Source organism: Chloracidobacterium sp. (assembly GCA_016711345.1).
Taxonomy (GTDB): domain Bacteria; phylum Acidobacteriota; class Blastocatellia; order Pyrinomonadales; family Pyrinomonadaceae; genus OLB17.
In genome coordinates, this window is the sequence record JADJTD010000001.1 from 1,794,564 (window position 1) to 1,821,426 (window position 26,863).

The 26,863-nt window shown below is 47.9% G+C and carries 28 protein-coding genes and 2 tRNA genes; 15 read left to right on the top strand and 15 right to left on the bottom strand.

Going from position 1 to position 26,863, the window contains the following annotated elements:
- The first annotated feature begins 26 nt into the window (after window positions 1–26).
- A complete protein-coding gene (locus tag IPL32_07395) occupies window positions 27–2,336 on the top strand; it encodes a tetratricopeptide repeat protein (GenBank protein MBK8465641.1) in 2,310 nt (769 codons plus the stop codon).
- 14 nt (window positions 2,337–2,350) lie between these two features.
- Here the strand turns inward: IPL32_07395 and IPL32_07400 are convergent, their stop codons facing one another.
- The 6 genes from IPL32_07400 to IPL32_07425 are packed head-to-tail and all read right to left on the bottom strand — an operon-like array spanning window position 2,351 to window position 5,551.
- Window positions 2,351–3,091, bottom strand: a complete 741-nt coding sequence (locus IPL32_07400; protein ID MBK8465642.1) for a YebC/PmpR family DNA-binding transcriptional regulator — start codon at window positions 3,089–3,091, stop codon at window positions 2,351–2,353.
- A gap of 49 nt (window positions 3,092–3,140) precedes the next feature.
- Window positions 3,141–3,545 carry a hypothetical protein gene (locus IPL32_07405; GenBank protein MBK8465643.1) on the bottom strand — a complete coding sequence of 135 codons (405 nt, stop codon included), beginning with the start codon at window positions 3,543–3,545 and terminating at the stop codon, window positions 3,141–3,143.
- Window positions 3,542–3,823, bottom strand: coding sequence for a YggU family protein (locus IPL32_07410; protein MBK8465644.1), 282 nt, complete (start codon window positions 3,821–3,823; stop codon window positions 3,542–3,544). Before IPL32_07410 ends, IPL32_07405 begins: the two co-directional genes overlap by 4 nt.
- Window positions 3,824–3,826: 3 nt before the next feature.
- A complete protein-coding gene (locus IPL32_07415; GenBank protein MBK8465645.1) occupies window positions 3,827–4,420 on the bottom strand; it encodes a YggT family protein in 594 nt (197 codons plus the stop codon).
- Window positions 4,421–4,424: 4 nt separating this feature from the next.
- A complete protein-coding gene (locus IPL32_07420) occupies window positions 4,425–4,886 on the bottom strand; it encodes a hypothetical protein (protein ID MBK8465646.1) in 462 nt (153 codons plus the stop codon).
- Between the two features lie 2 nt (window positions 4,887–4,888).
- Window positions 4,889–5,551 carry a YggS family pyridoxal phosphate-dependent enzyme gene (locus IPL32_07425; GenBank protein MBK8465647.1) on the bottom strand — a complete coding sequence of 221 codons (663 nt, stop codon included), beginning with the start codon at window positions 5,549–5,551 and terminating at the stop codon, window positions 4,889–4,891.
- 91 nt (window positions 5,552–5,642) lie between these two features.
- On the opposite strand from IPL32_07425, the gene IPL32_07430 reads away from it, so the two are divergent.
- The 3 genes from IPL32_07430 (at window position 5,643) to IPL32_07440 (ending at window position 7,393) form a co-directional block, all read left to right on the top strand.
- A tRNA-Leu gene (locus IPL32_07430) sits at window positions 5,643–5,729 on the top strand.
- 94 nt (window positions 5,730–5,823) lie between these two features.
- The gene (locus tag IPL32_07435) at window positions 5,824–6,432 is read left to right on the top strand and encodes a class I SAM-dependent methyltransferase (protein MBK8465648.1); all 609 of its coding nucleotides are present in this window, start codon (window positions 5,824–5,826) and stop codon (window positions 6,430–6,432) included.
- A gap of 4 nt (window positions 6,433–6,436) precedes the next feature.
- A complete protein-coding gene (locus IPL32_07440) occupies window positions 6,437–7,393 on the top strand; it encodes a hypothetical protein (GenBank protein MBK8465649.1) in 957 nt (318 codons plus the stop codon).
- A 15-nt stretch (window positions 7,394–7,408) separates the two neighbouring features.
- Here IPL32_07440 and IPL32_07445 read toward each other — a convergent pair whose 3' ends face one another.
- The 3 genes from IPL32_07445 to IPL32_07455 are packed head-to-tail and all read right to left on the bottom strand — an operon-like array spanning window position 7,409 to window position 11,548.
- The gene (locus tag IPL32_07445; protein ID MBK8465650.1) at window positions 7,409–8,464 is read right to left on the bottom strand and encodes a thermonuclease family protein; all 1,056 of its coding nucleotides are present in this window, start codon (window positions 8,462–8,464) and stop codon (window positions 7,409–7,411) included.
- Between the two features lie 13 nt (window positions 8,465–8,477).
- Window positions 8,478–9,869, bottom strand: a complete 1,392-nt coding sequence (locus IPL32_07450) for a sigma-54-dependent Fis family transcriptional regulator (protein MBK8465651.1) — start codon at window positions 9,867–9,869, stop codon at window positions 8,478–8,480.
- 35 nt (window positions 9,870–9,904) lie between these two features.
- Window positions 9,905–11,548: a PAS domain-containing protein gene (locus IPL32_07455; protein MBK8465652.1), complete on the bottom strand. Its 1,644-nt coding sequence runs from the start codon at window positions 11,546–11,548 to the stop codon at window positions 9,905–9,907.
- A gap of 180 nt (window positions 11,549–11,728) precedes the next feature.
- Here IPL32_07455 and IPL32_07460 point away from each other — a divergent pair, with 180 nt between their 5' ends.
- The 10 genes from IPL32_07460 to IPL32_07505 all read left to right on the top strand — a co-directional run bounded on the left by IPL32_07460 (window position 11,729) and on the right by IPL32_07505 (window position 20,144).
- Window positions 11,729–12,433, top strand: coding sequence for a hypothetical protein (locus tag IPL32_07460; protein ID MBK8465653.1), 705 nt, complete (start codon window positions 11,729–11,731; stop codon window positions 12,431–12,433).
- 42 nt (window positions 12,434–12,475) lie between these two features.
- Window positions 12,476–12,563 (top strand) — tRNA-Leu (locus tag IPL32_07465).
- A 488-nt stretch (window positions 12,564–13,051) separates the two neighbouring features.
- Window positions 13,052–13,450 (top strand): hypothetical protein, encoded by a 399-nt coding sequence (locus tag IPL32_07470; GenBank protein MBK8465654.1) that lies wholly within the window; start codon window positions 13,052–13,054, stop codon window positions 13,448–13,450.
- Between the two features lie 274 nt (window positions 13,451–13,724).
- Window positions 13,725–14,633 (top strand): macro domain-containing protein, encoded by a 909-nt coding sequence (locus IPL32_07475; GenBank protein MBK8465655.1) that lies wholly within the window; start codon window positions 13,725–13,727, stop codon window positions 14,631–14,633.
- 10 nt (window positions 14,634–14,643) lie between these two features.
- On the top strand, window positions 14,644–15,615 hold the full coding sequence (locus IPL32_07480) for a DUF4433 domain-containing protein (GenBank protein ID MBK8465656.1): 972 nt from the start codon (window positions 14,644–14,646) through the stop codon (window positions 15,613–15,615).
- A gap of 86 nt (window positions 15,616–15,701) precedes the next feature.
- Complete coding sequence (gene queA, locus IPL32_07485; GenBank protein MBK8465657.1) at window positions 15,702–16,733, top strand: tRNA preQ1(34) S-adenosylmethionine ribosyltransferase-isomerase QueA; 1,032 nt, start codon at window positions 15,702–15,704, stop codon at window positions 16,731–16,733.
- An 83-nt stretch (window positions 16,734–16,816) separates the two neighbouring features.
- On the top strand, window positions 16,817–17,350 hold the full coding sequence (gene rimI, locus IPL32_07490) for a ribosomal protein S18-alanine N-acetyltransferase (GenBank protein MBK8465658.1): 534 nt from the start codon (window positions 16,817–16,819) through the stop codon (window positions 17,348–17,350).
- Window positions 17,351–17,418: 68 nt separating this feature from the next.
- A complete protein-coding gene (gene thiE, locus IPL32_07495; protein ID MBK8465659.1) occupies window positions 17,419–18,045 on the top strand; it encodes a thiamine phosphate synthase in 627 nt (208 codons plus the stop codon).
- A gap of 157 nt (window positions 18,046–18,202) precedes the next feature.
- The gene (locus tag IPL32_07500; protein ID MBK8465660.1) at window positions 18,203–19,408 is read left to right on the top strand and encodes a PilT/PilU family type 4a pilus ATPase; all 1,206 of its coding nucleotides are present in this window, start codon (window positions 18,203–18,205) and stop codon (window positions 19,406–19,408) included.
- A gap of 43 nt (window positions 19,409–19,451) precedes the next feature.
- The gene (locus IPL32_07505) at window positions 19,452–20,144 is read left to right on the top strand and encodes a hypothetical protein (protein MBK8465661.1); all 693 of its coding nucleotides are present in this window, start codon (window positions 19,452–19,454) and stop codon (window positions 20,142–20,144) included.
- 4 nt (window positions 20,145–20,148) lie between these two features.
- On the opposite strand, the gene holA is transcribed toward IPL32_07505, so the two are convergent.
- The 6 genes from holA to IPL32_07535 all read right to left on the bottom strand — a co-directional run bounded on the left by holA (window position 20,149) and on the right by IPL32_07535 (window position 26,327).
- Window positions 20,149–21,192, bottom strand: a complete 1,044-nt coding sequence (holA, locus tag IPL32_07510; protein ID MBK8465662.1) for a DNA polymerase III subunit delta — start codon at window positions 21,190–21,192, stop codon at window positions 20,149–20,151.
- Window positions 21,193–21,242: 50 nt separating this feature from the next.
- Window positions 21,243–21,818 carry an LptE family protein gene (locus IPL32_07515; protein ID MBK8465663.1) on the bottom strand — a complete coding sequence of 192 codons (576 nt, stop codon included), beginning with the start codon at window positions 21,816–21,818 and terminating at the stop codon, window positions 21,243–21,245.
- Window positions 21,808–22,650 (bottom strand): dihydropteroate synthase, encoded by an 843-nt coding sequence (folP, locus tag IPL32_07520; protein MBK8465664.1) that lies wholly within the window; start codon window positions 22,648–22,650, stop codon window positions 21,808–21,810. Before folP ends, IPL32_07515 begins: the two co-directional genes overlap by 11 nt.
- 82 nt (window positions 22,651–22,732) lie before the next feature.
- Window positions 22,733–24,619: an ATP-dependent zinc metalloprotease FtsH gene (ftsH, locus tag IPL32_07525; protein MBK8465665.1), complete on the bottom strand. Its 1,887-nt coding sequence runs from the start codon at window positions 24,617–24,619 to the stop codon at window positions 22,733–22,735.
- 168 nt (window positions 24,620–24,787) lie between these two features.
- Window positions 24,788–25,816 (bottom strand): tRNA lysidine(34) synthetase TilS, encoded by a 1,029-nt coding sequence (gene tilS, locus IPL32_07530; GenBank protein ID MBK8465666.1) that lies wholly within the window; start codon window positions 25,814–25,816, stop codon window positions 24,788–24,790.
- Window positions 25,817–25,904: 88 nt separating this feature from the next.
- Window positions 25,905–26,327 (bottom strand): PaaI family thioesterase, encoded by a 423-nt coding sequence (locus tag IPL32_07535; GenBank protein ID MBK8465667.1) that lies wholly within the window; start codon window positions 26,325–26,327, stop codon window positions 25,905–25,907.
- Between the two features lie 86 nt (window positions 26,328–26,413).
- Here IPL32_07535 and IPL32_07540 point away from each other — a divergent pair, with 86 nt between their 5' ends.
- The gene (locus tag IPL32_07540) at window positions 26,414–26,863 is read left to right on the top strand and encodes an SRPBCC family protein (protein ID MBK8465668.1); all 450 of its coding nucleotides are present in this window, start codon (window positions 26,414–26,416) and stop codon (window positions 26,861–26,863) included.

Consider the following 26,863-nt stretch of genomic DNA (forward strand, 5'->3'; position numbering starts at 1 on the left):
CTTTCAGTTGAACTCAGATTCTGTAAATGCGCGAAAAAGACAAAAACAAAGTCGAGCCTAAGAATAATTTAGTTCTCGAGGCAAATGGTGACCGCATCGTTTTGGGTCTAATAGTTCTCTGTTTTCTTGCGTTTGCCATACATCATATTGTTGCTTACGATGTCTGGTGGCAACTCAAAGCGGGACAACTTGTCAGGCAAACAGGATTTCCAACAACCGACCCGTTCAGCTATGCGTTTCCGGGCCAAATTTGGACCGAGGTTCGTTGGTTTTATTGTGTTGTCATAAGCCTAATATATGAATGGCTGGGACCTGATTCTCTGATCGCTGCAAAAGTAGTGTTATTAAGTATCGGTGGTTTTTGCCTTTGGCTATTCGGCCGGCAAGAGGCCCGATGGGCCGTAAATATCGGATTGCTTTCTGCGCTGATATTGATGCATCAGCGTCTAATGATACGCCCGGAATTGGTTTCATATGTACTGCTTGCTGTTTATTTGCTGTTGATACGGCGTTTCCAGACGACAGGAAAATCCCATTGGCTTTTTGCATTACCGCTACTACAGATAATATGGGTTAATTCACATTCGATCTATATACTCGGCCCGGTCGTCCTGTGGCTGTTTGCGGGAGCAGAGGTGGTAGATAAAATGATGGGCCGGCAGCAAGCCGACGGTGAAGCTGCATCATCCGGCAATGTTAAGTGGTTGATCCTGATTTCGGTTGCCACGTCCTTGGCCTGTCTTGTTAATCCATATGGCATTAACGGAGCTCTATTTGCTTTCGAGTTGTTTCGCGAAATGCAATCCGACAACGCTTTGAGCGGGCTGATCACCGAATTGCGAGGTCCTTTTGCGAATCCTGCCCTTACTCTTGCTTTTGTTTCATATCTCGTCGTCATCGCAATTTCAGCATATGGGTTTGTGCTTCGACGCCGAACTCTCCCCCTAGGTTGGTTTTTGCTCTGGGCAGCATTTTTCTATCTTTCTATAATGGCCGAGCGCAACAACGCCCTGTTTGGAATCGTCGCAGGGGCATCCATCATGGTGAATTTTGGCGGTCTGTCTGTTCGGTCTAGACTTGTCTGGATGGTCCGCGGAGTGTGCGCGCTCTTTCTCGTCGTGATGGTGCCGCTCATTGTATCGAACTACTATTACCGCACCATCGATCCGGATCGGAGATTTGGTTTCGGTGTCGCAGAGCGTCGCGTTCCGATAAAAGCGATGGAGTTCGTTGAAAGTCAGGGACTGCCTAAACCAGTGATAACAGGAATGGGCGCGAGTTCCTACGTGCTGTTTAAAGATGGGCCGAAGAGCGTGTATATCGACGGCCGTCTTGAGGTATATGGCCCGTCCGCCATTGCTGAAGGCGTAAAGATCTTCTCCACTGGCGAGGGTTTGCTCGACACCGTCTCGCGCTTGAACATATTTACACTCATCGGTCATATCGAGAACGATAACGTTCTCGTTCAGCGATTGATAAACGATCCCGCGTGGAGCACGGTTTACTATGATGATTCCCATATCATCTTTGTTCGAAACGATCCGTCAATGCAGGAAATTGTTCAACGGCTTAAGATGAACTGGACTGACCCTAAGCCGATCACAGTTGAGACTCCTCCACATTTTAGAAGTAATCAATTTCTTACGAGAGTTTTTCCTTCTGTAGGCGAAAGCGGTCCTGCTCGAACACTTGGGCGATTGTATTTGTTAGCCGGAAATACTCAATTGGCGCAAACTTCATTTGAAGAAGCCATTCGCCAATGGCCGGACGATCCACAGGTTACGTTTCCGTTAGGTGTTATGTATCGGGCCCAAAAGCGTGAAGCCGAAGCCAAAAAACTGCTCGCGAAAGTGCCGGACGAAATGTATAAACAGCATAACAATATGGTCTTTGCCGGAACCGTGTACGAATCAAACAATAATTGGCAAGCCGCGACCGATGCATGGCTTCAAGTTGCCGATCTCGGTGATAAGAGTTTTGAGGTTTACCAACACGTAGCTCAGGCCGCGGTGAAAGCTGAAAGATGGGATGCTGCATTTACCGCTTTTGACGCGATGATAAAGATAAAGCCAAATGACGTTGGGCTGCTGAACAACTTTGGGGCTGTTGCAGAAAGATTAGATAAAAGACAGGAAGGCTCGGCAGCACTGACTAAATCTCTTCAACTAAATCCTGCTCAAGCTGATGTCGCTACGCAATTAGGCATTATTAAATTGAAACAAGGTGATGTTAACGGAGCGCGCCAAGCATTTGAACAGGCTGTGTCAGCAGATCCGTCATTTGAACCAGCTATAAGGCAGATGGAAAAACTTCGAGCCGCACAAGCACCGAAATAAGGCCAGCGTTTACGCTATTCCATTTCGCTTTCGTCGATATCAAAATTCGCATAGACCTTTTGCACGTCGTCGTTGTCGTCTAATGCTTCGTAAAGTTTCATCATGGAGCGGGCATCGCCGCCTTCCAGCCGGATATAGTTTTGCGGGATCATCGAGATCTCGGATGCCTGCGGTTCAACACCAGCGGCTTTCAGTGCATCGGAAACAGCCTCAAAATTATCGGGCGAGGTATAGATCTCAAAAACGTCGCCTTCGTCCTTCATGTCATCGGCACCAGCCTCGATGACGATATCGAAAAGTTCTTCTTCTCCCTTAGCAGCTTTATCGACGACAAAATATCCTTTTTTATCAAACATCCACGCGACCGAACCTGCTTCTCCCATGTTGCCGCCATTCTTAGAGAAAATATGACGGATCTCGGCCACCGTTCGATTGCGGTTATCTGTCATTGTCTCGACCAGCACGGCAACACCGCCGATGCCGTAGCCTTCGTATGTGATCTCGTCGTAGTTCGCCCCCTCAAGCTCACCGCTGCCGCGTTTTATAGCACGGTCGATGGTGTCGTTCGGCATATTCGCGCCTTTGGCGTCCGAAACAGCCTTGCGAAGACGTGCGTTCGAATCAAGGTCGCCGGTGCCGCCGGTGCGGGCCGCGACAGTGATCTCTTTGATCATCTTGGTAAAGATCTTGCCGCGTTTGGCGTCCGTCGCGCCTTTCTTGTGCTTAATTGTGTGCCACTTGGAGTGTCCTGACATGTGTTCGAAACCTTTGTTTTGTTGAATTAAAATCGAATAAGAGAATATATCACGCCAATTTTTTGTGTGCAAAATGACCAACTTGATCGGTCCATCGAATTTCCCTGATGTGCGGCTTGTCGCGTAGGACATTTTGGATCAGATCACAGAGATCAGATCGAAGAGCCGAGTCCTTTGACCCGAACATTTTCCATCTGCGCTCTTTATCGATCGTGATCAACCAATCAGCCTGCTCGTCGCCGATGGACTTATCCATGATCGCGCAGCCGACGGCAAATTTCTCACCGTTTGCCTCAGCCAAAAGCGTCCAGCCCCAATCATCTTGAAACGGCTCACCGAATGTGAATTCATGTCCGCAACATGCGTTGATCAGCCACTCGGCAAGATCTTTGCCATAAGGTTTTACATTCTTACTTTCAAAAATATCCGTCGTAAAAGAAATTTGGCTTTTCATTTGATCACTTCCTCAAACTTCGATTGTGACATGTTTGCGATCTTTATTCTCTTACTCTTTGAAGTTTCACCGGCAACGATCTCGACGTCGCTCTGTGAAACGCCAAATTGTTTGGCCATCAATCTTATCAACTCGGCGTTTGCGGCGCCGTCAACGGGCGGTGATATAAGCTGCACTTTTAATGCGCCATCATGCTCGCCGACGATCCGACTTTTCGATGCTCGCGGCACTACACGAACTGCAAAAATGATAGATCCGTCCTTTTTAACAACATTCATTCATCACCCTACGACAAATATCTTTAATACCATAGACTGCAAAAAGCTAATCAGCAGAAGCACGATCATCGCCGAAATATCAAACATCCCGATCGGCGGGATAAGCCGTTGAACCGGCAGCATGATCGGATCGGTCACTTTCATTACAAATCCGAGAAGCGTTTTCCGCGTAAAAACAAACCATGATGCGATAAAACGGATAAAAATAAAAAGCACTAAAACACTAAGTAGCCCATAAAGTATCCACCCTGTGATCTTCATCGGATTTGCTGTTACGAAACCTTCAGTCAACCCGTCTATGATCGAAAAAGTGTTGTGAACAATCTGCACGAAAAAAAAGGTCAAAATAAACCCGATAAACATCGTCAGCAAAGGAGCGAGCCGCGTGTCGACGCGGTACATCGCAAAAAATCTTGCTGCCGGATAGACCCATCTTTCGGTAGCCTTTCGCACCTTAAAACCAAACCTACCAACCTTGCCAAACGGATTTGGATCAGTGTAATTAAAGATCATCCGCAGTATCAACATGCCAAAAAAAACGCCAAACAGCGACCAGACGATCCAAAAAATAACAGGATAAAATAAAGTAGAAAGCATATATTTAACGCCAATCTGGAGGTTCGTTCGGCGGAATGTAGGATCCCTGTCTAATGTCCTCATCAGCTGTCCAAGTGGACGCAGGTTGCGCATTCAGTTGACCAATAGATGGTTCAGGCTTTTTCCAAATCTGTAGATACCAGTAGATCGGCTCAGCTATCATGCCGCCAAAAAAGAATAGAACGATCCATATGATTCGCATGTTGCTATCAAGTTTTGTATTCTTCACAGCATGAACGATATAAAAAACTGTTAACGCCATTATCAAGAACATCGTAATGATGTGAACAACCATCAACACGACAAAACCGCCGCCCAGGAACGGATCAAGGTCATTCCCACCACCGGGGCCGCCGGGGGACAACGCGACCAGCCCAAAGATGAATATGAAGAAAAGGAAAATATAAACAAAGGGCCATGCCGAAAGCACGCCTAGCAATATTTTCTGTGTTTTACTTAGTTCCATACCTACCTCGCTCCAAAGATCGCGGTGCCAACGCGCACGATTGTTGCTCCTTCTTCGATCGCAACCTCGAAATCGTGGCTCATGCCCATCGAAAGCTCGCCGTTGGGCAGAAACTCATTGCGAATCGCACGAAGACGTTTAAAGTACGACCGCGTCTTTTCGAGTTCATCAAAGAATGGCGGTAAAAGCATCAAACCATCAAGCCGTAGGCATTTACAAGTTTTCAAATACGCTATAACTTCCGCCAGATCGCTCTCGGCAACGCCTGATTTTGTTTCTTCACCGGCAAGATCGACCTGAACAAAGACCGACAAAGCGTCACGGCCTTCTTCGATACAAATACGCTCCAGCCGCTCGGCGAGTTCGAGCGAACCGACAGACTGAATAACATCAAAAAGCTGGACGGCCTTTCTGGCTTTATTTGATTGCAGATGCCCGATCAAGTGCCATTCCGCAGGATCGCGGCCGATCTCGACGATCTTGGACTCAGCTTCCTGAACCTTGTTTTCGCCAAAAACGGCAATACCCGTGTCTATCGCCTCGCGTAAGACAGACGCTGGGTGAGTTTTGGTAACGGCGACGAGCTTGATCTCAGCAGGATCTCGCCCGACACACATTGCGGACGCTGCGATCCTATGCCGAACTTCATCCAAATTTGTTTTTATATCGGCTGACACAACATCAAATATAGCAAATTGGGCGCCTCATTCTTGAGTTTTGCGGGGCGAATTCGTATCATCAATGTTCGCCCAACATGCGGACGTGGCGGAACTGGTAGACGCGCAGGTCTCAGAAGCCTGTGGCCGCGAGGCCGTGATGGTTCGATTCCATTCGTCCGCACCATCTTTCAAAGGATAAAGGCTGAAGGATAAAGGATAAAAATACCTTTATCCTTTTGCTTTGCGTTATTTGCGGTTTTGCGTGAAACTTCTACACAGTGCGAAACGAATTTATCCAAGCAATAAAAACTCACCAAACCGCCTTCGGGCTTGAGCTTCCCGATGAGGCAATTGAGCGTCTTGCGGATTATTTTGATCTGGTTATGGAGCATAATCCGTTGCTGCATCTCGTCGGGCCGTGTTCACCTGAGGAATTTGCGATCCGCCACATTCTCGAATCGTTAACTTTGCTCAATTATTTGCCGCAAGGCGCAAGGTTTGCCGATGTCGGCGCAGGCGCAGGATTGCCATCAGTTCCGTGTTTGCTGGTTCGCGATGATCTAAAAGCTCTATTGATCGAATCGAAAGAGAAAAAAATAGCGTTTTTGCGAGAAGTTGCAACAGAATGCAAATTGACAGATCGCGTTGAGCTGGTTGGAAGCCAATTTAGCGAAGTAAAACCTAACGTCAGCCACATAACGTGCCGGGCGTTAGATAAATTCTCGCAAAAGGTGCCTCACCTTATTAAATGGGCAAAGAATTGCTCATGCCTTTTCTTTGGAGGCCCGGCGTTAAAAACAGCATTAGAAAAATGTAGAATTGAGTACAACGAGTATCTTTTACCAATGTCCGACCAGCGATATCTTTTTGTGATACAAAAGAAATAGCAATATGTCTAAACGTTCTCTGTTAGAACATAGGTTTTGGCTTTCGGTAGTAATTCCAGTGGCCATTGCGTCGACGTTCGTAGGGCTCTCGATTATCTGGAATCAAGATTATGGGTTAACCCTTTTTCTGTTTACCCCATTCCTGATAGGTCTTGTGTCTGGATTGATCTATCGCCCGCGCAATAAACAAGAAATTGGAATGGCTATTCTGGGCACAACTTTGTCATTTGTGCTGATTGGTTTCGTAGTCATGGCGATTCGAATTGAAGGTCTGGTCTGCTTGGCGATGGCCGTTCCCTTAGCCCTGCCCATTTCTATTGTTAGCATCTTAATAAGCTACTTTGTGCTTCGCTCCAATGCGAATCAAACAAATCAATTCAGCGTGCTCACTATTCTGGTACTTTCAGTTCCATTTCTTATGGGATTCGAAGCGTCGCATAAGAGAATTCCAGCCCTACACGAAGTGGTTACTACAATTGAAGTTGATGCTCCTATCGAAACGGTATGGAAAAATGTGATCGAGTTTCCTCAAATAAATGAAGAGCCATACGGCATCTTACAACTTGGATTTGCTTATCCGATCAATGCCAAAATTGAAGGTACTGGCGTCGGAGCGATTCGATACTGTAACTTCAATACTGGCTCATTTGTTGAACCAATAACCGAATGGAATGAACCGTGGCTTTTAGCGTTTGACGTAGCAGAACAGCCTCCGATAATGATCGAAACGGGTTTAACAGGCCGTTTTCAAACTGCTCATTTGGATTACCTTAGATCGAAACGCGGACAATTCAAACTATCTGAGAAAGACGGCAAAACCGTTATCGAAGGCACAACCTTTTATACGCATGACATTGCCCCTGCTTGGTACTGGAGCTTTTATTCAGATCGGATAATTCACCAGATACATCTGCGAGTCTTAAATCACATCAAGAAAGTGTCAGAACAAAAGGCCAACTAATACAGAAGCCAAATTTCATTGACTTACCTGAAGCAGATTGTAAAGGACGTACTTCAGTCCGGGTGCGGGTTCTACTAGGTAGGCTCCGACTTTTAACTTTATTTCGTCGTCATTAACGATCCTTTCCAGTGCGGCTCGGCTTATCTCATAAACGAGTTTTTCACGCATATCGTCGCCGTCTGAGGTGCTTGTCCTTTTTGCTTTGCCTATGACCACGTCCTTTCCGCTTCCTGTGAGAATTAGGTTGTTATTTGTAAGGAAACGCCATTTCTTTGACGTAGAGACAATGCTGAACACGTAAGTGCCGGTTCTCTTATTTCCTTCTCCCTGCCTATAAAAATACGAAATATCGACTGAGGTTTGTTGATCGGCCTCTATAGATTGGTCCAGCTCTCTAACTTTCAGGAACGAAGTTCCGATATAACCTCGACCTGTCTGAGGATCATAACCATTTGCTAGCGCACCAACATTTCCAAGCGACGGATTGCCGCGTGGACGCAAAGGGAGTTTGCGGCTTGCCATTATTGTAGTGGACGGCGACTTTGCGTAATCGTATTGCAGTTGTTCCTGTATCTTTTTGCGTTCAGCACGAAATTCCCACGCCGGCGTTAAACCAGGAACCGACCATACACCGAGCTTGTCATTTTTTGCCGCCGTCTCAAGTGAAGCGTAAATGTCAAACTCAGCCTTTGTCTGTCCCGAACTTTCCTTTGGCATGTGCCACGCGGCACCGTCTCGAAGCATCTGCTGACTCATATCAAGGTTTCTAATCGTCACTTGTCCGATAGCACGATCAGTAAATATAGTTTTGGGCCGATACTCGACGGACTTTCCTACCAAGAGGGTTCGAAGATGAGCTTTGACGGTGTCGTGCAGATCCTGAGCGGGTTCCGGCACTTCAATATACTGTAATTCAACCTTTACCTTTCCTCCCGGAACTGCAACAAGAAGCGTTTTTCCGTCGATCACGTCAACAACCTGCCCGCCGATCGGAAACTGTGCCGATACCGTGTCGGCAAATAGACCGATCGAGACCAATGTAAAAATTGACAGTGCAAAGATTTTAAGCATATTTTGATCTCCTCTAACGAACATCAAGGTCGTATTCACGCAGACGCCGGTAGAGCGTCGACGGCGAAATACCGAGTAACTCAGCTGTCTTGCCCCGATGCCAGCCGGTTTTTTCCAGTGCGCCGATGATCTGCTGACGTTCGGAATCGCGCAGATTCGTCGGTGAGGCGTTGTGAAAAGAACTAACAGTTGCTCCTTGCGGAGAATTGTAACTAACGGACAAGACAGGTTTTTCAATGCGAAAAGCGATCTCGGGCGGCAGTTCACGCGGCGTTATCATTTCGTTATCGCACAGCAGAATCGCACGTTCGAGACAATTGCGAAGTTGGCGAACATTGCCAGCCCAATCGAAAGCGGACAGCGCCTCGATAGTTGCAGGCGACATTTCCGGTGCGCGAGAGCCTGCGAGTTTGTAGAGCAAATGCCGAGCAAGCGGTTCGATATCCTCTCGTCGTTCACGCAGCGGAGCGATATTGATCTCAAAGCTATTGATGCGATACATCAGATCGTTTCGGAAAATGCCATCGGCAACAGCCAGATCCTTGTCGCGATTTGTTGCAGCAATTAGCCGAACATCGATCTCGACCTTTTTTACACCGCCGACTCGGAAGAACGACCGAGTCTCCAGTGCGCGAAGCAGTTTGGACTGGAGCGGCATAGGCATTTCCATTACTTCGTCGAGGAATAATGTTCCGCCGTCAGCGATCTCGAACAAGCCCAGTTTGCGCGCCTTTGCGCCTGAAAACGCTCCGGCTTCGTGGCCGAAAAGCTCGCTTTCCAGCAATGTGTCCTGCAAGGCCGCGCAGTTTAGATCTATGAACGGTTTTTCGCTGCGAGTGCTTAGTCGATGAACGGCCTGAGCGATCAATTCCTTACCGACACCCGATTCTCCTGTGATCATGACAGATGTGTCGGACGGAGCAACTCGATTTACTAGTCTAAGTGCCTCTTTCATTTGCCGCGATTCGGCAACGATATCGGGCAGGCTATGATGAGTTCTGGCGATCTGGGCCCGCAGCCTTTGATTGTCTACCTTCAATTGCTGTTTTTCAGCGGCAGCGGTTACAAGGGCCGAAAGTTCTCCTATTCTGTAAGGTTTGGTGAGGTAGTCATAAGCCCCAAGTTTCATGGCCTCGATAGCCGATTCGACGGTTGCTTGACCAGTCAGCATAATCACTTCGGGAGGGTTTTGGCTTCTTTCGCGTGTTCGGCGCAGCAGCGACATTCCGTCAAGGCGAGGCATATTGATGTCGCACAGCAGGACGTCAAAATCCTGCTCCTCAAGCAGTTGCCATGCAGCTTCGCCGTCCTCGGCGCACTCGACGTCATGACCCTGGCGGGTGAGTTCTTTCTGCACCACGAGTCTGAGATTTTTTTCGTCGTCGACAACTAACAGTTTTGCCATGTTTTTCTATAGGATCGATGGTGGCTTAAGGAAAATTAATCAGCCACAGGAAGGAAGATGCAAAAGGTTGTTCCTTTTCCTACGTTCGAACGAACGCTGAGACGACCGCCGTGTTCGGAAATGATTCCGTAGCATACAGCGAGGCCGAGGCCGGTGCCTTTTCCGACTTCTTTTGTTGTGAAGAAAGGCTCAAATATCTTGGACATATTTTCTTGCGGAATGCCTGTTCCGCTGTCTTCAACCTCGATACAAACACGATTTCCTTTCGCAAAAGCACGAAACGAGAGCTTGCCGCCGTCCGGCATTGCGTCAATGCCGTTTGTCGCGAGCGCTATCACGGCCTGTTGAATTTGCCCGCCATCGGCGTTTGCTTGCGGCAGATCGGAAGCTATATCGACCGCGATCGCGATGCGTTCACCGCGGTTCTGGTGAGAGATAAGATTGACTGCAGATCGAACGATCTCGCCTATGTCTATCGAGATACGGTCTCCAGTTCTGATACGGCTGAAATCGAGCAGGCCTGTTGTTATCGCCTTACAGCGAAATGCCTCGCTTTTGATCAAGCCCAAATATTCTGAAAGATCTTCTGCCGACTCAGACTCATCAAAAGCGCCTTCGTCGATGCGTTGTTCGAGAGCCTCGGCACAGGCGGCAATGGTAGCAAGCGGATTATTGATCTCATGTACAATTCCGGCTGCCAAACGCCCGACCGCTGCGAGTTTTTCCGCGCGGCTTGCTGCGCGCACGGCTTCTACGCGGGCAGTTACGTCTTCGCCGACCGTAATAACGTGTGTAACTTCGTCGGTTTCGGAATTTAGCATCGGAACTTTGCTTACCAGCCAATGCTTTGCCGATCCGTCATCAGCGACGGTCTGCTGTTCGATACGCTCGATATTTCCGGTTCGAAATGCTCTTTCAAATTCCTGACGGAGGCGGCCTTGCGGATATTTTTCTAAAACGTCAAAAACATCACGGCCGATGGCAACGTCGCGTGGCAGACCAAGAACACCGACTTCGCGATGCCTATTCCAAGTGACGATGCGGTAATCGCGGTCAACCACATACAACGACACGGGCAGAGCATCAAGAACTGCCTCGGTAAACTTGCGATGCTCTTCACGAGCCTCGTTGACCGAGTTGTGAAGAGCTGCTCCATAATGCGAAGACAAATTGATGCTCATAGCCGACATTTGCGTTGCGGCCTCGATCAGTTTTGCCTTATATTCGCTCAGATCGTCCTCTGTCTGAAAACTGCAAACGATCGCGCCTCTAATTTCGCCATTTGTGTGAATCGGCGATATGTACTCAAATTTATGTTCGCCATCGAGCAGAAATTCGCTCTCCGTTTGTTCGGAATAGGAAACATGCGGCGGCATAAATGCCAGCCATTTGTCGAATCTTTCCCTCCGCAGAAATCCGGCGTTCAACTCGCCTTTTTCGTTAAATGCACAGCTTATCAGCCCAATGTTTTCAAGCTCGGCGACAAAGGCGCAGGCGTCCGCATCGACGGCGGAACGAAGGGCTTCGGCAACTCGTGAGGCGACTTTTTTCGGATGTACCGTAAAAAGCAAACTCCGCCCTAGCTCAGAAATGAACTTTAGGCCGTTTAGGTTGTCGTCCGAGTACGGCGTCGCAGGAATAGGCCTGGCGTCTTTTTTCGGCGGCGAAGAGGTTAGCATTGGTTTGATCGCAGCCGGTATGAATCGGTGCAGAAGTTCCGCTGGAAGAAGGAGAATGTTCGGAAACGAGGGTTTAGGAAACCTCCTTATCTATTAAAAACGAATTTTAACATCTTGTCAACAGATTTAACCATCCAATTCCTATTGACAGCAAGGTTTTTTGGGAGAAAAATGAAAGTGATGAAGAATTTCAGTTCGAAAACAGGCAGACACAAATTTATCGTGATCTCGACGATCTCGTGGGCGATTTTGCTGCTGTTTTCGGGCAATTTTAGGGCTCAGGAGACAGTCGATAAAACCGTTGCAGTAGTGCGAGACAGTTCGAGGTACGAGCTGATCACGTATTCCGATCTTTTGTGGCAATTGGCCCTCCAACCCGGAGCTCCGCTCGATCTGCCGCGATCTGAGGACCTAAATCAGGCCCTGCAGCTCTTGATAGACCAAAGGCTTTTTGCACTCGAGGCAAGGCGGCTGCCGCGAATTGAGCCTTCCGAAACCGAGATCAATCAAAAGATAACCGACACAATTTCGTATTTTTCTTCTCCTTCAATGTTTGAGTCCCGTCTGAAAACCGTCGGTTTTGATTCGATAAAAGACCCGGGCTTTCAGGAGATAATCAAGCAGCGCGTCGCTATCGACAAGTACGTAGATTTTCGATTCGGCTCATTCATAGTGGTGACATCGGACGAGGAAACCAGCTATTTTCGTGACATTTTCGTGCCGAATTTTCGCCGGAACTCACCCGGGCAGCTAATGCCGACACTCGACGAAATGCGAAGTAACATCAACGAGATCCTAACCCGGCAAAAAACAGCAGCCGGCATCGAAAGATTCCTAGACGAAGCCAAACGCCGCACCGAGATCGAGATACTTATCGAAGTATAGCCGTTTGAAAAAAACCTCTCGGCGATTTATCATCATAGTTCTGCCGGAGTGGCGAAATTGGTATACGCACCAGACTCAAAATCTGACGAGCTTAACGCTCATGTCGGTTCGACTCCGACCTCCGGTACCATTCTTTAGAAGTGAAAAGCAAAGTACTAACTTTTTGCTTTTCACTTTTTGTTTTTTGTGCGACACTAGTGTCACTGGGGGTGATATTATGATAAAAAATAATTCTACAGAGGTAGTTACACTCTAAACGGATCTCACGATCCGGAAGTAACAGGCGGCACGTTTTTCGGAACGTGCCGTTTTATTTTTAATGCCTCCATCTAGCCATACGGAAGGAAAAAGCCATCGGACAACCCCCAAAAAGCCATCGGAGACCCCCCAAAAGCCATCGGACAGCCCCAAAAAGCCACCGAAAAAAGTGATTTTTTGGCAATGTTTTTTCACCCCAACGAACTTCACGAACCGCCACCACCTGCAGACAACTTCGATCAATTTGTCCCGTGAATTTGCCCGCGCGATATTGTCGCTTGACATCATTCTCGCATGTATGTATTATCTATGAGACAGACACGAAACACTAAGTTTTATACACAGGAGATGAATACACACATGCCACTAGACCACGAATGGGAAAAGTTCAACGGCGGCCAGAACCTTCCAAAACAGGATCATATCCACATCACGATGAACAAAGGCGGGATCATATACATAAATGGGAACGCCTACAGAATGATGGGCCGCCCCGAAGCGGTCCAGATGTTCTTTAACCGTCCAAAAAACAAGATCGCGCTCAAACCAGCCCACGCCAGGCTCAAAGATGTGTTTCAGGTGAAGGAAAAAAACCACGGATACCTGATCCACGCAAGCCCTTTTTGCATCAACTTCGGCATAAGACTGGATGGAACGGAAAAGTTCGTAAATCCCGACGTCGACAACGAGGGCATCTTGCACCTCGACCTAACGACGACAGTAAACGTCAGCGGAAGACGACGAAAACGGCGAAAATAGTCACGACGCGAGGTTCGAGCGAAGCAACGGCATCACAAAGTCGGATTTGCGCACCGCAAAGATCTCATCCCGCGTAGCCAACCACTACCGCAATCGTGAAAAACGTCTGTAACTCCGCGCAGTAGGCATTCTTTGCGATTCAAAGATTTGGTACTATAACAAAGTAGCCGATTTCATTTAGACAAGTAGTGTGTAATATGAGTTAACAGTCGAAGAATCATATTATGATAATACAATGTTGCATATTTAGCGCACTCACAACTGCGAATTGGATATGATTACTTATATAGGAAGCAGCATTTTTGAGTCTCCGGCACAAGTATTGGTGAACACCGTCAATACTGAAGGTGTAATGGGGAAAGGTCTTGCTTTGCAGTTTAAAAAAATATTCCCGGAGATGTTTTCCGAATATCAGGCGCTGTGCGAACAAGGCAAAATAGACATCGGAAAGCTTTGGATTTATAAATCGCCGCACAAATGGGTTCTTAATTTCCCGACGAAGAAATTGTGGCGTCAGCCTTCAAGGATTGAATATATCGATTTTGGACTGCAAAAATTTGTCGCTGAGTTCGGTGATTTAAAAATCCACAGCATAGCATTCCCTGCACTTGGTTGTGGTAACGGTGAATTGAACTGGGCCGAAGTCAAACCCCTTATGGAATCACACCTGAGATTGATTCCTGCTGACATCTTCATTCATCCACCGATCTCCAACGAAGAGATACCTGAGCACCGTTCTCAAAAGGTCGTGTCCAAATGGCTGCGTTCTGAGCCCCGAACTTTAGCCTTTAGCGAAGTGTGGCGCGATTTGAAACATGTTCTTGCGAATAAGTCAGAGTTTCGGACCTCATCAAAAACATTCTCGGCGCGAATTATTGATACTTCGGAAAGGTATCTGGAAATTGACACAAGAAGTCGCTCCTATCGAATCGAATATGATGACTTACTCGAAGTATGGTCCCGCTTTAGGGCGCATGGTTACCTTCGACGCGGTGTTGTCACCAATTCGATTGAGAAGGTTCTCTATTATATCATTCCTGTTCTTGCAGAGCTTGATTACGTCGACCGGATTGAACTCTCAGAGACGGATACTTTTTCTGTGTCTGGAACTGGTAAGCCATTAAGTGGTTTGCAATATACTGCTCCCAGTCAAGGTGGCACCCAACCGTCACTCTTTCTTTAATACTTCTTGCATGAAGGCTGATGCTGAACAGTTTCGACAGTTTCTAAGCGGTTTACCAAAAGAACTTTCCCTAGACCGGATTCGATCTTACTGGACCAAATACGCTTTTCATTTTACAGACGTACGAAATGCTGCGGATATTCTCATTAGTGGCAGGATAATGTGTCGAGGAGATCTTGCGGACGGCTCTTTCGTCGATGCTGCCTGTCCACGGGTGATTGCACAAACAGATTCTTCCGTAAAATCTTATGTTAGATTGTATTTCCGTCCTCGAACGCCAACTCAATATAGGTCAGAGGGATTTAGACCCCGAGAAAAATATTGGGAAGGCTCACATTGTCCAGTACCGGTCTTTTTCCTATTTGATCTTTTCAAACTGCTTGTACGAGATGATTGTCAATTTTCGGATGGCAATTTGGCTAAGCTCGGGTTCGATAGCTTGTGTTCGTCGGCTGCCGAATTAGCGACGTTTGATTTTCGTAAGATTTACCACGGCACATGGGTTTCCAACGAGGAGCGCGAAGATATTGTTTCGCATCGAAATGCTGAATTAGTCATTCCTAGCCAACTCGATTTGTCAGCACTTAAGTTAATTTACTGCCGTTCTGCAGCGGAAAGAGAGACGTTGTTATATTTGTTACCTGCGGAAATTCGGAATGTGTGGAGCAATAAAGTAGCTGTCGCTTCGACCGCAACTCTTTTTTATCGAAAATGGGCTTTTGTCGAAACCACAACGCTAAGTGCTGATCGCACTATTATCAGTTTTTCGCCCGACCCAGAATATGCAAAACCGTTTGAATTGCGGCTTGTTCGAAAGATTGGAAAACCCAAAGAAACAATCATTAAGAATTTTACGGCGAACCGCTCGCTGCCAATTGTCTTTTCCTCGCGATTACAAAATTATGATTTCGAAGTTTATCTAGATAACAACCTCGCATTCGCAGGAGCATTTGACGAGAAATTGGAGGAGAAGCCTTTCTAAATCTTTGATTCCCGGCGTTCAATTATCACCCAATATACCTAGTGTAGCGAATGTCGGAAAGATGGCATGTATAGAATACTTTGAGAATGCGGATCTCGGAATTTGATTACGAATTGCCTGCGGAGTTGATCGCGCAGGAGCCGCTTTCTGTAAGGGAGGCTTCGCGGATGCTTGTAGTCGAGCTCGCTACGAATTCGTTTGATGATAGGCAGTTTGTTGATCTACCGCGGCTGCTGCGGAAAGGTGATGTTCTTGTTCTTAACAACACAAGGGTTTTTCCGGCGAGGCTTTTTGGGCGGTCGGAAACGGGTGCGAATGTTGAGATATTTCTTGTAAAGAGAAATGAGAACGACATTTGGGAAGCGTTGGCGCGTCCGGCAAGACGGCTTCGCGCGGGGAAGCGGATCGTATTTGGTGATCGACTGGCGGCTGAGATAGTTGAGAAAACTGAGGACGGAAGGGTTTTGGTGCGCTTTGAGGCCGATGGCGAGCTGTTTGAGGTGTTGGATGAGGTCGGCAAGACGCCGCTGCCGCCTTATATCAAACGCGAGACAGAGGCGATCGATACAGATCGCGAGCGCTATCAAACGGTCTTTGCCAAAAATCGAGGAGCTATTGCCGCGCCTACAGCAGGGCTGCACTTTACGCCGGAGATACTTAAATCAATTGAGGATGTTGGAGTCACGATCGCCGAGATCACGCTGCATGTCGGCTATGGAACGTTTGAACCGGTTCGCGTGGAAGATCTGAGCGGCCACAGCGTGGCGGCTGAAGCTTACGAGATAGCTGAGCAAACTGCTGAAACTCTAACAGCAGCTAGAAAGGACGGACGGCGAATCGTCGCAATTGGCACTACCACAACGAGAGCATTAGAAACTTCGATTGCGAAATTCGATCGATTTCTTGCGGGCGCACACACAGCAGATCTGACTATCACGCCGGGATACAAGTTCAAGGCGATAGACGCTCTGCTGACAAATTTTCATCTGCCGAAAAGCTCGCTGCTCGTTTTGACTTCCACCTTTGGCGGGCACGAACTTATAATGAATGCATACCGACATGCCGTCGATGCGAGATATCGTTTTTACAGTTACGGCGACTGCATGTTGATAGTTTAGCGAGTTGACAGAGTTTGCAGAGTTACAGAGTTAGAAACAGAACTTTGTAACTCTGGTAACTCTGGGAACTCCCAACTTATAGAATGGCTGTTTTGGAGACAATTCGAAATTTTTTCATTCCCGGTTTTTCTTCAGGGCCGGAAGTGATCATTCCTGCGCCGCCATGCGAATATGCAGTACGCCCTTTGACGCTGGATCATTTACAGGAAGCTCTGCGGCTGAACATCAGGTGCTTTCGTAACGGCGACAACTATACGAAATACACATTTGAGTATTTGCTGAACGAGCCGCGGACGTTGAGTTATCGCATGGTGACGCCTGCCAACGAGATGGTCGGTTTTGCGTTTGTGATGGTCAATGAAAATAACGCTGCGCACCTTACGACTATCGGCGTTGCGCCCGAACATCGCCGCCGAAAAATTGCCGAGGGGTTGCTGCTTCATGTTGAGCAGTCGCTTCGACAGCGCGAGATCGGAACGATAATGCTCGAGGTTAGGGTCAGCAATACTACCGCCCAGGACCTTTATCGCCGCTCGGGTTACACGATCGTCCAGCGCATAGGCAAATATTACAATAACGGCGAAGATTGTTTTTTGATGATGAAAGCCCTTTATTAGTTCAAAGTTTCAGGTTCCAGGTTCAAAGTTGAACCTATGAGTCCGCTTTGAACTTTGAACTTTGAACTTTGAACTTTGAACTACCCAGAATCTACCCGATAACCGACGTCCGCATCTCGGGACTCTCTCATGCCGAGCAAGTCAAACGACTGATCGCCGGCGGAGCTACTTTGATACAGCTTCGTGAAAAGCATGCAAGTCCGCGTGATTTTTATGAAGCTGCGGTCGAGGTGATTCATTTCGCGAAACCGCTCGGCGTGAAGATCATTATCAATGACCGAGTCGATATTGCGATAGCGTTAAAAGCTGACGGTGTTCATCTTGGGCAGGACGATATGCCGCCTGACATGGCTCGGTCGATACTTGGCAACGATTCGATCATTGGATTTTCGACACACACGATGGAACAGGTAAGCGAGGCCATGAAATTTCAAATTGATTACATCGCGTATGGGCCGGTTTTTCCGACTCAAACTAAGGCTGATCCTGACAATGTCGTTGGACTAAATGAACTGCATAACGTGCGAAGTGCCATCGGCGATATTCCGCTTGTCGCAATAGGCGGCATCAATGAGAAAAATCTGCTATCCGTTATCACCGCCGGTGCAGATTCCGCTGCAATGATCGGTTCGATAATATCGGAGACTGCGAAAATAGAATCGACTATCCGTCGGATGTTCCAATTATCCACATGAGATAAATTTTGTTAATCATTATTAAAAATTTACTTGCATTTCCCGACTAAGACGGCCATAATAATTATTGCGGCATTCACAGCCAGCGCCGCAGTCTAGGCTTACCTCAGACATATCCTTCCTTTTTTGATACTAACTTCCGGGAGCAATCCAAATCATGAGCTTGCTTGATGTAGCGCCCATTATTGAGCAGATGCTGCTCATTTCCGAAAATGTCAGCGACCTGAATTTTTCCTGCGGCCAAAAGCCGCAAGTCGAGATCAACGGTGTGCTTTATCCGGCTTCGCCCATCGGTCTTGGCAAACTTTCTGCCTTTCAGACCGAGATGATCGCGATGTCGCTCATCCGCGATAGTCCGGAAGCTGCTCTGCAGTTGGCTAGAACGCAAACAGCCGATCTGAGCTACGCATTGCCCGGCAAATGCCGTTTTCGCGTCAACATTTTCCAGCAGCGAAACTCGTTCTCGATCGTAATGCGTGTTATTCCGCATGAGATACCAAGTTTCGACACTCTTCGTTTGCCGCATCAGCTTGCCGATATTGCGGACATTCGTAATGGCGTCGTACTGCTGACCGGTCCGACAGGATCAGGAAAAAGCTCGACTCTTGCCGCGATCATTGATCGAATAAATGAAACGAAGGCATACCATATCGTAACGATCGAAGATCCGATCGAGTTTCTGCACAATCACAAGAAGAGCACGATCAACCAGCGTGAAGTTGGCGCCGATACAAAAGATTTTGCGTCCGCACTTCGAGCTGCACTTCGGCAAGCGCCGAAAGTTATCCTCGTCGGCGAAATGCGGGATCTGGAAACGGCGGAAATCGCGTTAGAAGCGGCCGAAACAGGCCATCTTGTGCTGTCAACACTTCACACGATCGATGCTTCAAAAACGATCGACCGTATCATCGGCCTTTATCCAAAGAACGAAGAACGCATTATCCGTACACGTCTGGCTCAAACATTTCGATACATAGTCTCGCAGCGGTTGATCCCGACTGCGGACGGCAAAGGCCGTATCGCTGCCTGTGAGATATTGAAATCCAATCCGCGTACCAGAGAGTACATTGAAAAAGGTGAGACTGAGGGTAAGACGCTCCTCGATGCGATACGCGACGGGGAACTCGACGGAATGCAGGATTTCGATTCGGTGATCCGGGAAATGATCGAAAAGAAACTCGTCACAATGGACGACGGCCTTTCATTTGCAACAAATCAGAATAATCTTCTGCTGCAATTAAAGGGACTCTCGTCAACCGAAGATTACGCAAATGCGAATCTCAACAGGCCGATGCCTAAGCCAATGATCCCGCCACCGCCACCGCCGGACAATCCAGACTCAGTTCTGAATATGATGGAATAAAGATATGATTATTAGATGCGATAATTGCTCTGTTTCTTTACAGTTGGACGAATCAAAAATTCCTAGCGGGAATTTCTCGGTCCGATGCCCGCGATGTCAAAACCTGCTCCGCGTACAGAAGGACGCTTCGGGAAAAGGACTGTCACCCGTTGAACAGTTGACAGCGAGTCAGCCGGCGGCTCCGACTGGTGATGGAGCTCAGGATTTTGCTGCTAAGGAATCTGACCTACAGATCAACAACGCTCTGCGCTCGCTGCTGCAAGCATTGCAGACAGGAACCAATACACTCGCTTCTGACGAAGAGGTGAACGAAAAGCCGCGTCGTATTTTATTATGCCTAGGGCAGAATAGCGACGAAGCGGCTAAGGTACTTTCAAAAGCGGGTTATAAAGTTTATATTGCCCAAACACCCGCACAAGCAAACGAACGTTTACGGGACGGCAAAACGGAGTTATTGGTTTTCTCACCGGATTTCGCCGCCGAAATGGGCGGTGCGGCTATTATCCAGCAAAAGGCCAACGCTATGTATTCTTCGGAACGACGGCGTCTCTTCCTGATCTCACTCGAAGACAGCGGAACTACAATGAATGCCCACGATGCGTTCTTGCGCAATCTAAACCTTATTGTAAACACGCACGACATGACGCAGATGCCGCTGATACTCAATCGAGCGATCGGCGATTATAACGACCTCTATCGTAACTATAATAACGCAACCAATGCGGCGGCGATCTAGTTATTTATATAAGGGCTAGCTCACAAACGAGCATTTCGATCTGTAACCTTGCCCCTACAGGGCCGCTGCCGCCTGTTGAAGTTTTTATCGCAAGATCTGTCTTGGCGAGGAGTTTGATCGCCCGTGTAAGGCTGCCCATTTCAGCACGCCTTGCCGCAGTAAGAAACGGCTCCTGATCGTTATATCGAAGCTTTGCGGCATTTGCGACCTCGCGGCGGTCGGCACCGCGCGACATCATTTCCTTGACTATCAGAAGGCGACGGTAATTGTAAGAAATCAGACCCAGCAAAGCGAGCGGTTCACCGCCGTCGTCCAGGATCTTTTTCAGAACGGCGAGTGCCTGCGTTCTGCGTCCGGCAACTAGATGATCCGTCAGATCAAAGTTGCTAAGTTCACGCGAATTAGGAACTAGAGATTCTATCAATTCTAACGTTATAGTTTTGCCGGGCAATACTGCCGTCGCCAACTTATTGATCTCATTGGTCAAGCGACGCACATCCTGGCCAACCAACCCGATCAAATAGCGCAAAGCTGCATCGTCAATTTCAGCTCCCGCCTCAGTAATTTTTTCGCGAGCCAGCTTAGTCAATTGGCCGTCGTCTAAAAATGAAAATTCTACCGCGGTAGTTTTCTCGCGCAAAAATTTTCCCATCTTACGCACACCGTTCAGCTCGTCCGCGACAAAGATCACAACTGAATGTTGTGAAGGGTTTGAAAGGTACGCCGAGAGAATTGGCTCGTGATCTTCTGTGATCGTGTCTCGAATGCCCGATGCCGAGATCCGCACATCTGTTACTCGTACAACGCGACGCGTCGACATCATCGGTAACTGCTCAGCAGCGGAAATTGCTCGCTGTAGATTATCTTCTGTGTTTAGGCTAAAGCTTGTTTCGTTAAAATCGCGCAGGTCACCCTCGGCGAATGCAAAATCCGTAATAGTTTTTACGGCACTATCGCGCAGATGCGTTTCCGGACCAAACAACAAATAAATCGGCTTTATCTCACGCCGTTTTAGTTGATTTCGTAAGTCTTCACGCGAAAAAACCATAAAAATTTAGCCGCAGATTGACGCAGATACACCTTCTGCGGCAAATTCTCCTATTTCTTTTCCTCTTTCACGCCAATTCCGTTAATGAAGGCGGAGACGGCAGATTCAGCAAACGCTCGGGCCATGCGTTCTACGGCAGGGTCCTCCTCGTTAAAGAACGATCGCGGGTCGGATGAAAATTCGAACGAATCTCGAAATGTGAAATTTTGGTTGTCGTACAACACTTTATTTTCCTTTAAGTCACGGATCGTAACCGCTGTAACTATCGTAACCTCATAGACGCGTGCGCGGCCTTCGCTATCGAGTAAGACACCTGAAAAACTAAAATCTCGTATAGTTCCCTCGAGAACGGCGTCCGCACCCGTTAAGCTTCCCTGCACTTTGAGTCCATTGCCGCGACGGATGATCTCGCGAGTGACTGCGTCTGTAAAGCGTGATTCGACCCGGTAACGTAGTCCTTTAGCCTCAAATTGAAATGCCGGCACCGCCACGGTTTTAATATTTTTCGGCAGGCCGGAATTAGTGACAGGTTTATAGCACTCTGTAAAACCGGATAACAGCAGGAATGCGGACACAATCAGCGATAGGCGCAAATATTTCATCTTGATCATATTTTCAAACGACATTTAGTTTCATCGCAACTTTGATCGCGGCGACAGTTTCTTTAACATCATGAACACGGACGATCTTCGCACCGTTACGGATGGCTATCAACGCAGCCGCTAAGCTGCCGCCCAGCCTCTCCGACGGTGGAACATCGCCGAGGATCCTTCCGATGAAGGATTTTCGCGACGCACCGACCAGGATCGGATATTCTGGAAATTCGTTTACGAGTTTATCAAGTTTTGCGATCAACTCTAAGTTCTGCTCTGGCGTCTTGCCAAAACCTACACCTATATCGAAGACGATCCGTTCTTCCTTAACTCCAAATGAGCGGGCAATGCCCAAAGCCCGTTCAAAGTCAGCTGAAACATCCGCAAAAATATCATCTACTGGCTGCTGCTCATGAAGCATCGCAAATGTTCCGCGCGAATGCATCAAAACAAGGCCAACTTGGTTACTAGCGGCTACTTCGGCGATCCGTTCATCAAACCGAAGTCCTGAAATGTCGTTAATGATCTCAGCTCCCGCTTTGATAGCATTTTCGGCGACGACAGATTTGGTCGTATCGATCGAGATGGGCGTATCGAAACGTCTTGAGATCGCCTCAATCGCTGGCACCACTCGTTTAATTTCCTCATCTGTATCGACCGACCTACTGCCCGGTCGAGTTGATTCGCCGCCTATGTCAAGAATATCGGCTCCCTCAGCGACCATTTCTTCAGCTTTACGAATCGTATCATCGACAGACAGATACTCGCCGCCGTCTGAAAAGCTGTCCGGCGTAACATTAAGAATGCCCATTACGAGCGGCCGATCAAGCGATATTTTTCGGCGTGATGTCTGCCAGTATTCCATTAAGGCAAAAGTAAAAAGTAAAAAGGCAAAAGTAAAGCCGGTGCCTCACTTTTGCCTTTCTACTTATGGTTTTTTACTTCTGCTAAGCCGTTGCGGGGTTGTTTCCCGTGATCGGCGGCAATATCGGTTTCTTGAATGGATTCTTCGATGTCTCCTCAGATTCCGGAGTACCATCATCATCGGTTGTCGGAGAATTGGGCTTGTCGAGCGGTAATCCGGCAACCACACGACGGATCTGGACGCTGTCAAGGGTTTCAAATTCGAGCAAAGCTTCAGCGAGCCTTATGAGCGTATCGCGGTTTTCGTCAAGTATCGTTTGCGCCCTAGCGTACTGATCGCCGATTATCTTCTGAACTTCTCTATCGATCTTGATCGCGGTGTCCTCAGAATAATCACGATGTTGAGCTATCTCTCGGCCAAGAAATATCTGTTCTTCTTTTTTGCCAAATGTTAGCGGGCCGAGATCCGACATGCCGTATTCACAAACCATCGCGCGTGCGATCTCAGTTGCCTTTTCTATGTCATTTGCCGCACCGGTCGTGATGCTGCCTATAAACATATCCTCGGCGATACGGCCGCCCATTGCCATCGCGATATTGCCTAGCAAAAATTCCTTGTTGGCGCTCAAACGGTCCTTTTCAGGCAGATACATCGTCACGCCCAACGCCATACCGCGAGGTATGATCGTTACCTTGTGAACCGGATCACTGTTCGGCACCTTAAGCCCAACCAATGTGTGGCCCGCTTCATGGTAAGCGGTAATTTTCTTTTCTTCGTCGGAGATGACCATGCTCTTGCGCTCGGCACCCATCATCACCTTGTCTTTTGCGACCTCAAAATCAGCCATCGTCACGACCTTCTGGTTGTAGCGCGCAGCGTTGAGAGCCGCTTCGTTGACGATGTTGGCAAGGTCGGCGCCGGTAAATCCGGGTGTTCCGCGGGCGATGACGTTGACCTCGACACCTTCGTCGAGCGGAATTTTGCGGGTGTGAACCTTCAAAATGCCTTCGCGTCCACGCACATCAGGCCTACCGACGACAACACGCCGGTCAAATCTTCCCGGACGAAGAAGAGCAGGGTCCAAAACGTCGGGGCGATTGGTCGAAGCGACAAGAATAACGCCATCGTTCGATTCGAAGCCGTCCATTTCGACCAGCAATTGATTGAGCGTTTGCTCACGTTCATCATGCCCGCCGCCAAGTCCGGCTCCGCGATGACGCCCGACGGCATCGATCTCGTCGATAAAGATGATACACGGAGCATTTTTCTTGCCCTGTTCAAAAAGGTCGCGAACACGCGATGCGCCGACACCGACAAACATCTCGACAAAGTCTGAACCTGAGATCGAGAAGAACGGAACGTTTGCCTCGCCCGCAACGGCTTTCGCTAACAAAGTCTTGCCAGTTCCGGGAGGGCCAACCATTAAAACACCCTTAGGAATTTTGCCGCCGAGCTTTTGAAATTTTTGCGGATCTTTGAGAAATTCGATGATCTCCTGCAGCTCTTCTTTGGCTTCGTCAACACCGGCGACGTCCTTAAAGGTAATACGTTTTTGTTGATTATTAAGCAGCTTGGCTTTTGATTTGCCAAAGCTGAGGGCCTTGTTGCCGCCTGCCTGCATTTGACGAAGCGTAAATGCCAGGAAACCCATGAGCAGAATGAACGGTAAAAATGACAACAGAAGCTGCCAGCCGATGCCCGTCGATGCAGCCTCGAGTTTAATAACGGTATCCGTTTCTTTAGCTGCGGTAAAGATCTGGTCGCGTGTTGCGTCGCTTCTGTCGAGACGTGCCGTAAGTTTTACATCGCTCTTATTTGTTAGATCAAGCGTGTCATCCTTAACGGTAACTTCTTTTATGTCCTTATTCTTGATCTGTGTCAGGGCGGCGTCAAACGACAATTCTTTTGCCGGTGTCGTCTGCTTTGTTTGCAAATACCAAACAAACACGAGCGCGCTCGAAATTATCATTAACCACAACAGAACTTGTTTTGCCTTAGAACTCAATTTATAGCCTCCAAATTAACTTTCGCGTCTCGAAAGTTATTAACGCAATATGATGAAACCTACGCCTAAAGCGTTGTTCCAATAGCGTAACGCGTTTTGCGCCGCCAACCTTTAAGTTTAGTTGCGGAACCGTCAATTTTCAACCTTATTTTCTTTATACATAAGCTTACCGCCGCTCTTGACGACCCTACCGCCCGGAAGCTCGGCGGTTTTACCGCTCTTTTCACTAAAAACCAAACGCTCAATGGCTTGAATATGTTTCAGTTCCAATCGCCTTGAATTTCCACGATGCTGCCGCAGCCACGAACGGAGCTTTCCGTAAAGTTCAGGTTTTGAGAGGGTTTTTAGCTCTCCCAAGCTAAGATCAGCCTCTATCAGGGTCTCGTTAAAAGAATCAGAAGGTTCGATGACACCCTGCATTAGCGAAGCAGTATTTGCGAGCGTCTCGACGATCTTCGGATTCATGTCCTCTAGAAGCGGCAATAGGATCTTTCTGATCTGAACCCGTTTAAATGCCGTGTCTTCATTCATCGTGTCATAACGATATTCGATTCCCATCTCATTGCAAAAAGCTTCAGTATCAATGCGCTTTGCCCAGCTAAGTAGTGGACGGACAAGAAAAAGGGGAGAAGATGAAAAAGGGAGAAGAGACGATTCATCTTCTTGCGTTCTCATTTTCACACTTTCTAATTCCCGGACAGCGCGCATACCGCCCAAGCCCTCGGGTCCGCTGCCGCGAATTAGATTTAACAGAAAAGTCTCAGCCTGATCGTTTAGCGTGTGGCCTGTCAGAACAGCAAAAGCATTAAGGTTTCGTGCCGCCTCGGCTAGAAATGCATACCGCGTATTGCGAGCATTTTGCTCGAGATTACCTTGCGGTTTTATCTTCTCGCGATGCAGATCGAGTCCAATGCCTAATTCGGTAGTGAGATGCTTTACAAATTGCTCGTCCACATCGCTCTCGACGCCGCGCAATTGATGGTTAAGATGTGCAGCGACTATCTTGAGGTTTAATTTTGAGGCTTTCCTTAGTTCATTCAGCCCAAGCAATAAACTGACCGAATCCGCTCCGCCTGAAACGGCGACGACAACAGTCGCGTTCTCAACCGGCAACTCAAGCCGCCGCCATTCGGTGATAAGATTTCGGACAAAGTTATGCACAAACTGAGTTTAGCCACGAATTACGCGAATTGCACGAATTTATGCTTCTTGAAATTTGTGCTCTTGGTGCAATTCACAGCAAAATTTCTTATTCCGACTGATAAGCAGCGCGCTTTTGGATAAGCATCGTAAGGCGTGCTGTGCAGATGAGTTTGCCTTTATCATTGGTTATGTTGATGACCCAAACACCCATTGTCCTGCCCGTATGAAGCGGCTTAGCTTCAACAGTAATGATGCCTTTGCTCACTGCACGCAGGTGATTGGCATTGATCTCGATGCCAACAGGCGTGACCGTTGTAAGATCGGCTCCGGCGACCACACCTATGGAAGCGGCCGTTTCACATAGATACATCGAAACGCCGCCATTCATTATCCCGACATACTGATGCACCTTTGGCGTAACTTCCATAGTAAGCACGACACGCTCAGCAGTCGCCACCTCGATCTTCACACCGAGGAATTTCATCAATTCGTTTTCACCGACTTTTTTTATGAGTTCCGCTTTGTCCATATCTAAAATTCTATCTTAATCCATATATGGACGCTTTGACCTGGTCCAGACAAAATGCGAAAACTTATATACGGAAATTTAGAATTATGGAAACAAACACAATAAAACTTCATCGTGTTCTTAAGACATCTCCCGAAAAAGTTTACAAGGCGTTCCTCGACCCCGACGCGATGGTCAAATGGCTGCCGCCGAACGGATTCACTGGCAAAGTCGATCACGTCGATGCTCGTGTCGGCGGAACTTACAAGATATCGTTCACAAATTTTGGTACGGGTGTGGGCCATTCATTTGGCGGTGAGTATCTCGAACTTGTTCCAAATGAGCGGATCGTAAACACAGACAAATTCGACGACCCGAACATGCCCGGAGAGATGGTCACGACCGTAACGTTAAAGGCAGTTTCCGTCGGCACTGAGATCAATGTCGTACAAGAAGGCATTCTCGCAGTGATCCCTGCCGAAGCCTGCTACCTCGGCTGGCAGGAATCGTTGAATCTACTGGCTTTGTTAGTAGAGGCCGAGATATCGGAATCCTAA

What these genes read in the sequence shown, in the direction of transcription:
- IPL32_07405 (MBK8465643.1), bottom strand. Translation starts at nt 3,545, where the DNA reads ATGAAAAGCCAAATTTCTTTTACGACGGATATTTTTGAAAGTAAGAAT.
- IPL32_07540 (MBK8465668.1), top strand. Translation starts at nt 26,414, where the DNA reads ATGGAAACAAACACAATAAAACTTCATCGTGTTCTTAAGACATCTCCC.
- IPL32_07400 (MBK8465642.1), bottom strand. Translation starts at nt 3,091, where the DNA reads ATGTCAGGACACTCCAAGTGGCACACAATTAAGCACAAGAAAGGCGCG.
- IPL32_07410 (MBK8465644.1), bottom strand. Translation starts at nt 3,823, where the DNA reads ATGAATGTTGTTAAAAAGGACGGATCTATCATTTTTGCAGTTCGTGTA.
- IPL32_07395 (MBK8465641.1), top strand. Translation starts at nt 27, where the DNA reads ATGCGCGAAAAAGACAAAAACAAAGTCGAGCCTAAGAATAATTTAGTT.
- holA (MBK8465662.1), bottom strand. Translation starts at nt 21,192, where the DNA reads ATGGTTTTTTCGCGTGAAGACTTACGAAATCAACTAAAACGGCGTGAG.
- folP (MBK8465664.1), bottom strand. Translation starts at nt 22,650, where the DNA reads ATGGAATACTGGCAGACATCACGCCGAAAAATATCGCTTGATCGGCCG.
- IPL32_07480 (MBK8465656.1), top strand. Translation starts at nt 14,644, where the DNA reads ATGAAGGCTGATGCTGAACAGTTTCGACAGTTTCTAAGCGGTTTACCA.
- IPL32_07420 (MBK8465646.1), bottom strand. Translation starts at nt 4,886, where the DNA reads ATGGAACTAAGTAAAACACAGAAAATATTGCTAGGCGTGCTTTCGGCA.
- queA (MBK8465657.1), top strand. Translation starts at nt 15,702, where the DNA reads ATGCGGATCTCGGAATTTGATTACGAATTGCCTGCGGAGTTGATCGCG.
- IPL32_07415 (MBK8465645.1), bottom strand. Translation starts at nt 4,420, where the DNA reads ATGCTTTCTACTTTATTTTATCCTGTTATTTTTTGGATCGTCTGGTCG.
- IPL32_07450 (MBK8465651.1), bottom strand. Translation starts at nt 9,869, where the DNA reads ATGGCAAAACTGTTAGTTGTCGACGACGAAAAAAATCTCAGACTCGTG.
- IPL32_07515 (MBK8465663.1), bottom strand. Translation starts at nt 21,818, where the DNA reads ATGTCGTTTGAAAATATGATCAAGATGAAATATTTGCGCCTATCGCTG.
- IPL32_07470 (MBK8465654.1), top strand. Translation starts at nt 13,052, where the DNA reads ATGCCACTAGACCACGAATGGGAAAAGTTCAACGGCGGCCAGAACCTT.
- rimI (MBK8465658.1), top strand. Translation starts at nt 16,817, where the DNA reads ATGGCTGTTTTGGAGACAATTCGAAATTTTTTCATTCCCGGTTTTTCT.
- IPL32_07475 (MBK8465655.1), top strand. Translation starts at nt 13,725, where the DNA reads ATGATTACTTATATAGGAAGCAGCATTTTTGAGTCTCCGGCACAAGTA.
- ftsH (MBK8465665.1), bottom strand. Translation starts at nt 24,619, where the DNA reads ATGATAATTTCGAGCGCGCTCGTGTTTGTTTGGTATTTGCAAACAAAG.
- IPL32_07445 (MBK8465650.1), bottom strand. Translation starts at nt 8,464, where the DNA reads ATGCTTAAAATCTTTGCACTGTCAATTTTTACATTGGTCTCGATCGGT.
- IPL32_07535 (MBK8465667.1), bottom strand. Translation starts at nt 26,327, where the DNA reads ATGGACAAAGCGGAACTCATAAAAAAAGTCGGTGAAAACGAATTGATG.
- IPL32_07440 (MBK8465649.1), top strand. Translation starts at nt 6,437, where the DNA reads ATGTCTAAACGTTCTCTGTTAGAACATAGGTTTTGGCTTTCGGTAGTA.
- IPL32_07500 (MBK8465660.1), top strand. Translation starts at nt 18,203, where the DNA reads ATGAGCTTGCTTGATGTAGCGCCCATTATTGAGCAGATGCTGCTCATT.
- IPL32_07455 (MBK8465652.1), bottom strand. Translation starts at nt 11,548, where the DNA reads ATGCTAACCTCTTCGCCGCCGAAAAAAGACGCCAGGCCTATTCCTGCG.
- IPL32_07460 (MBK8465653.1), top strand. Translation starts at nt 11,729, where the DNA reads ATGAAGAATTTCAGTTCGAAAACAGGCAGACACAAATTTATCGTGATC.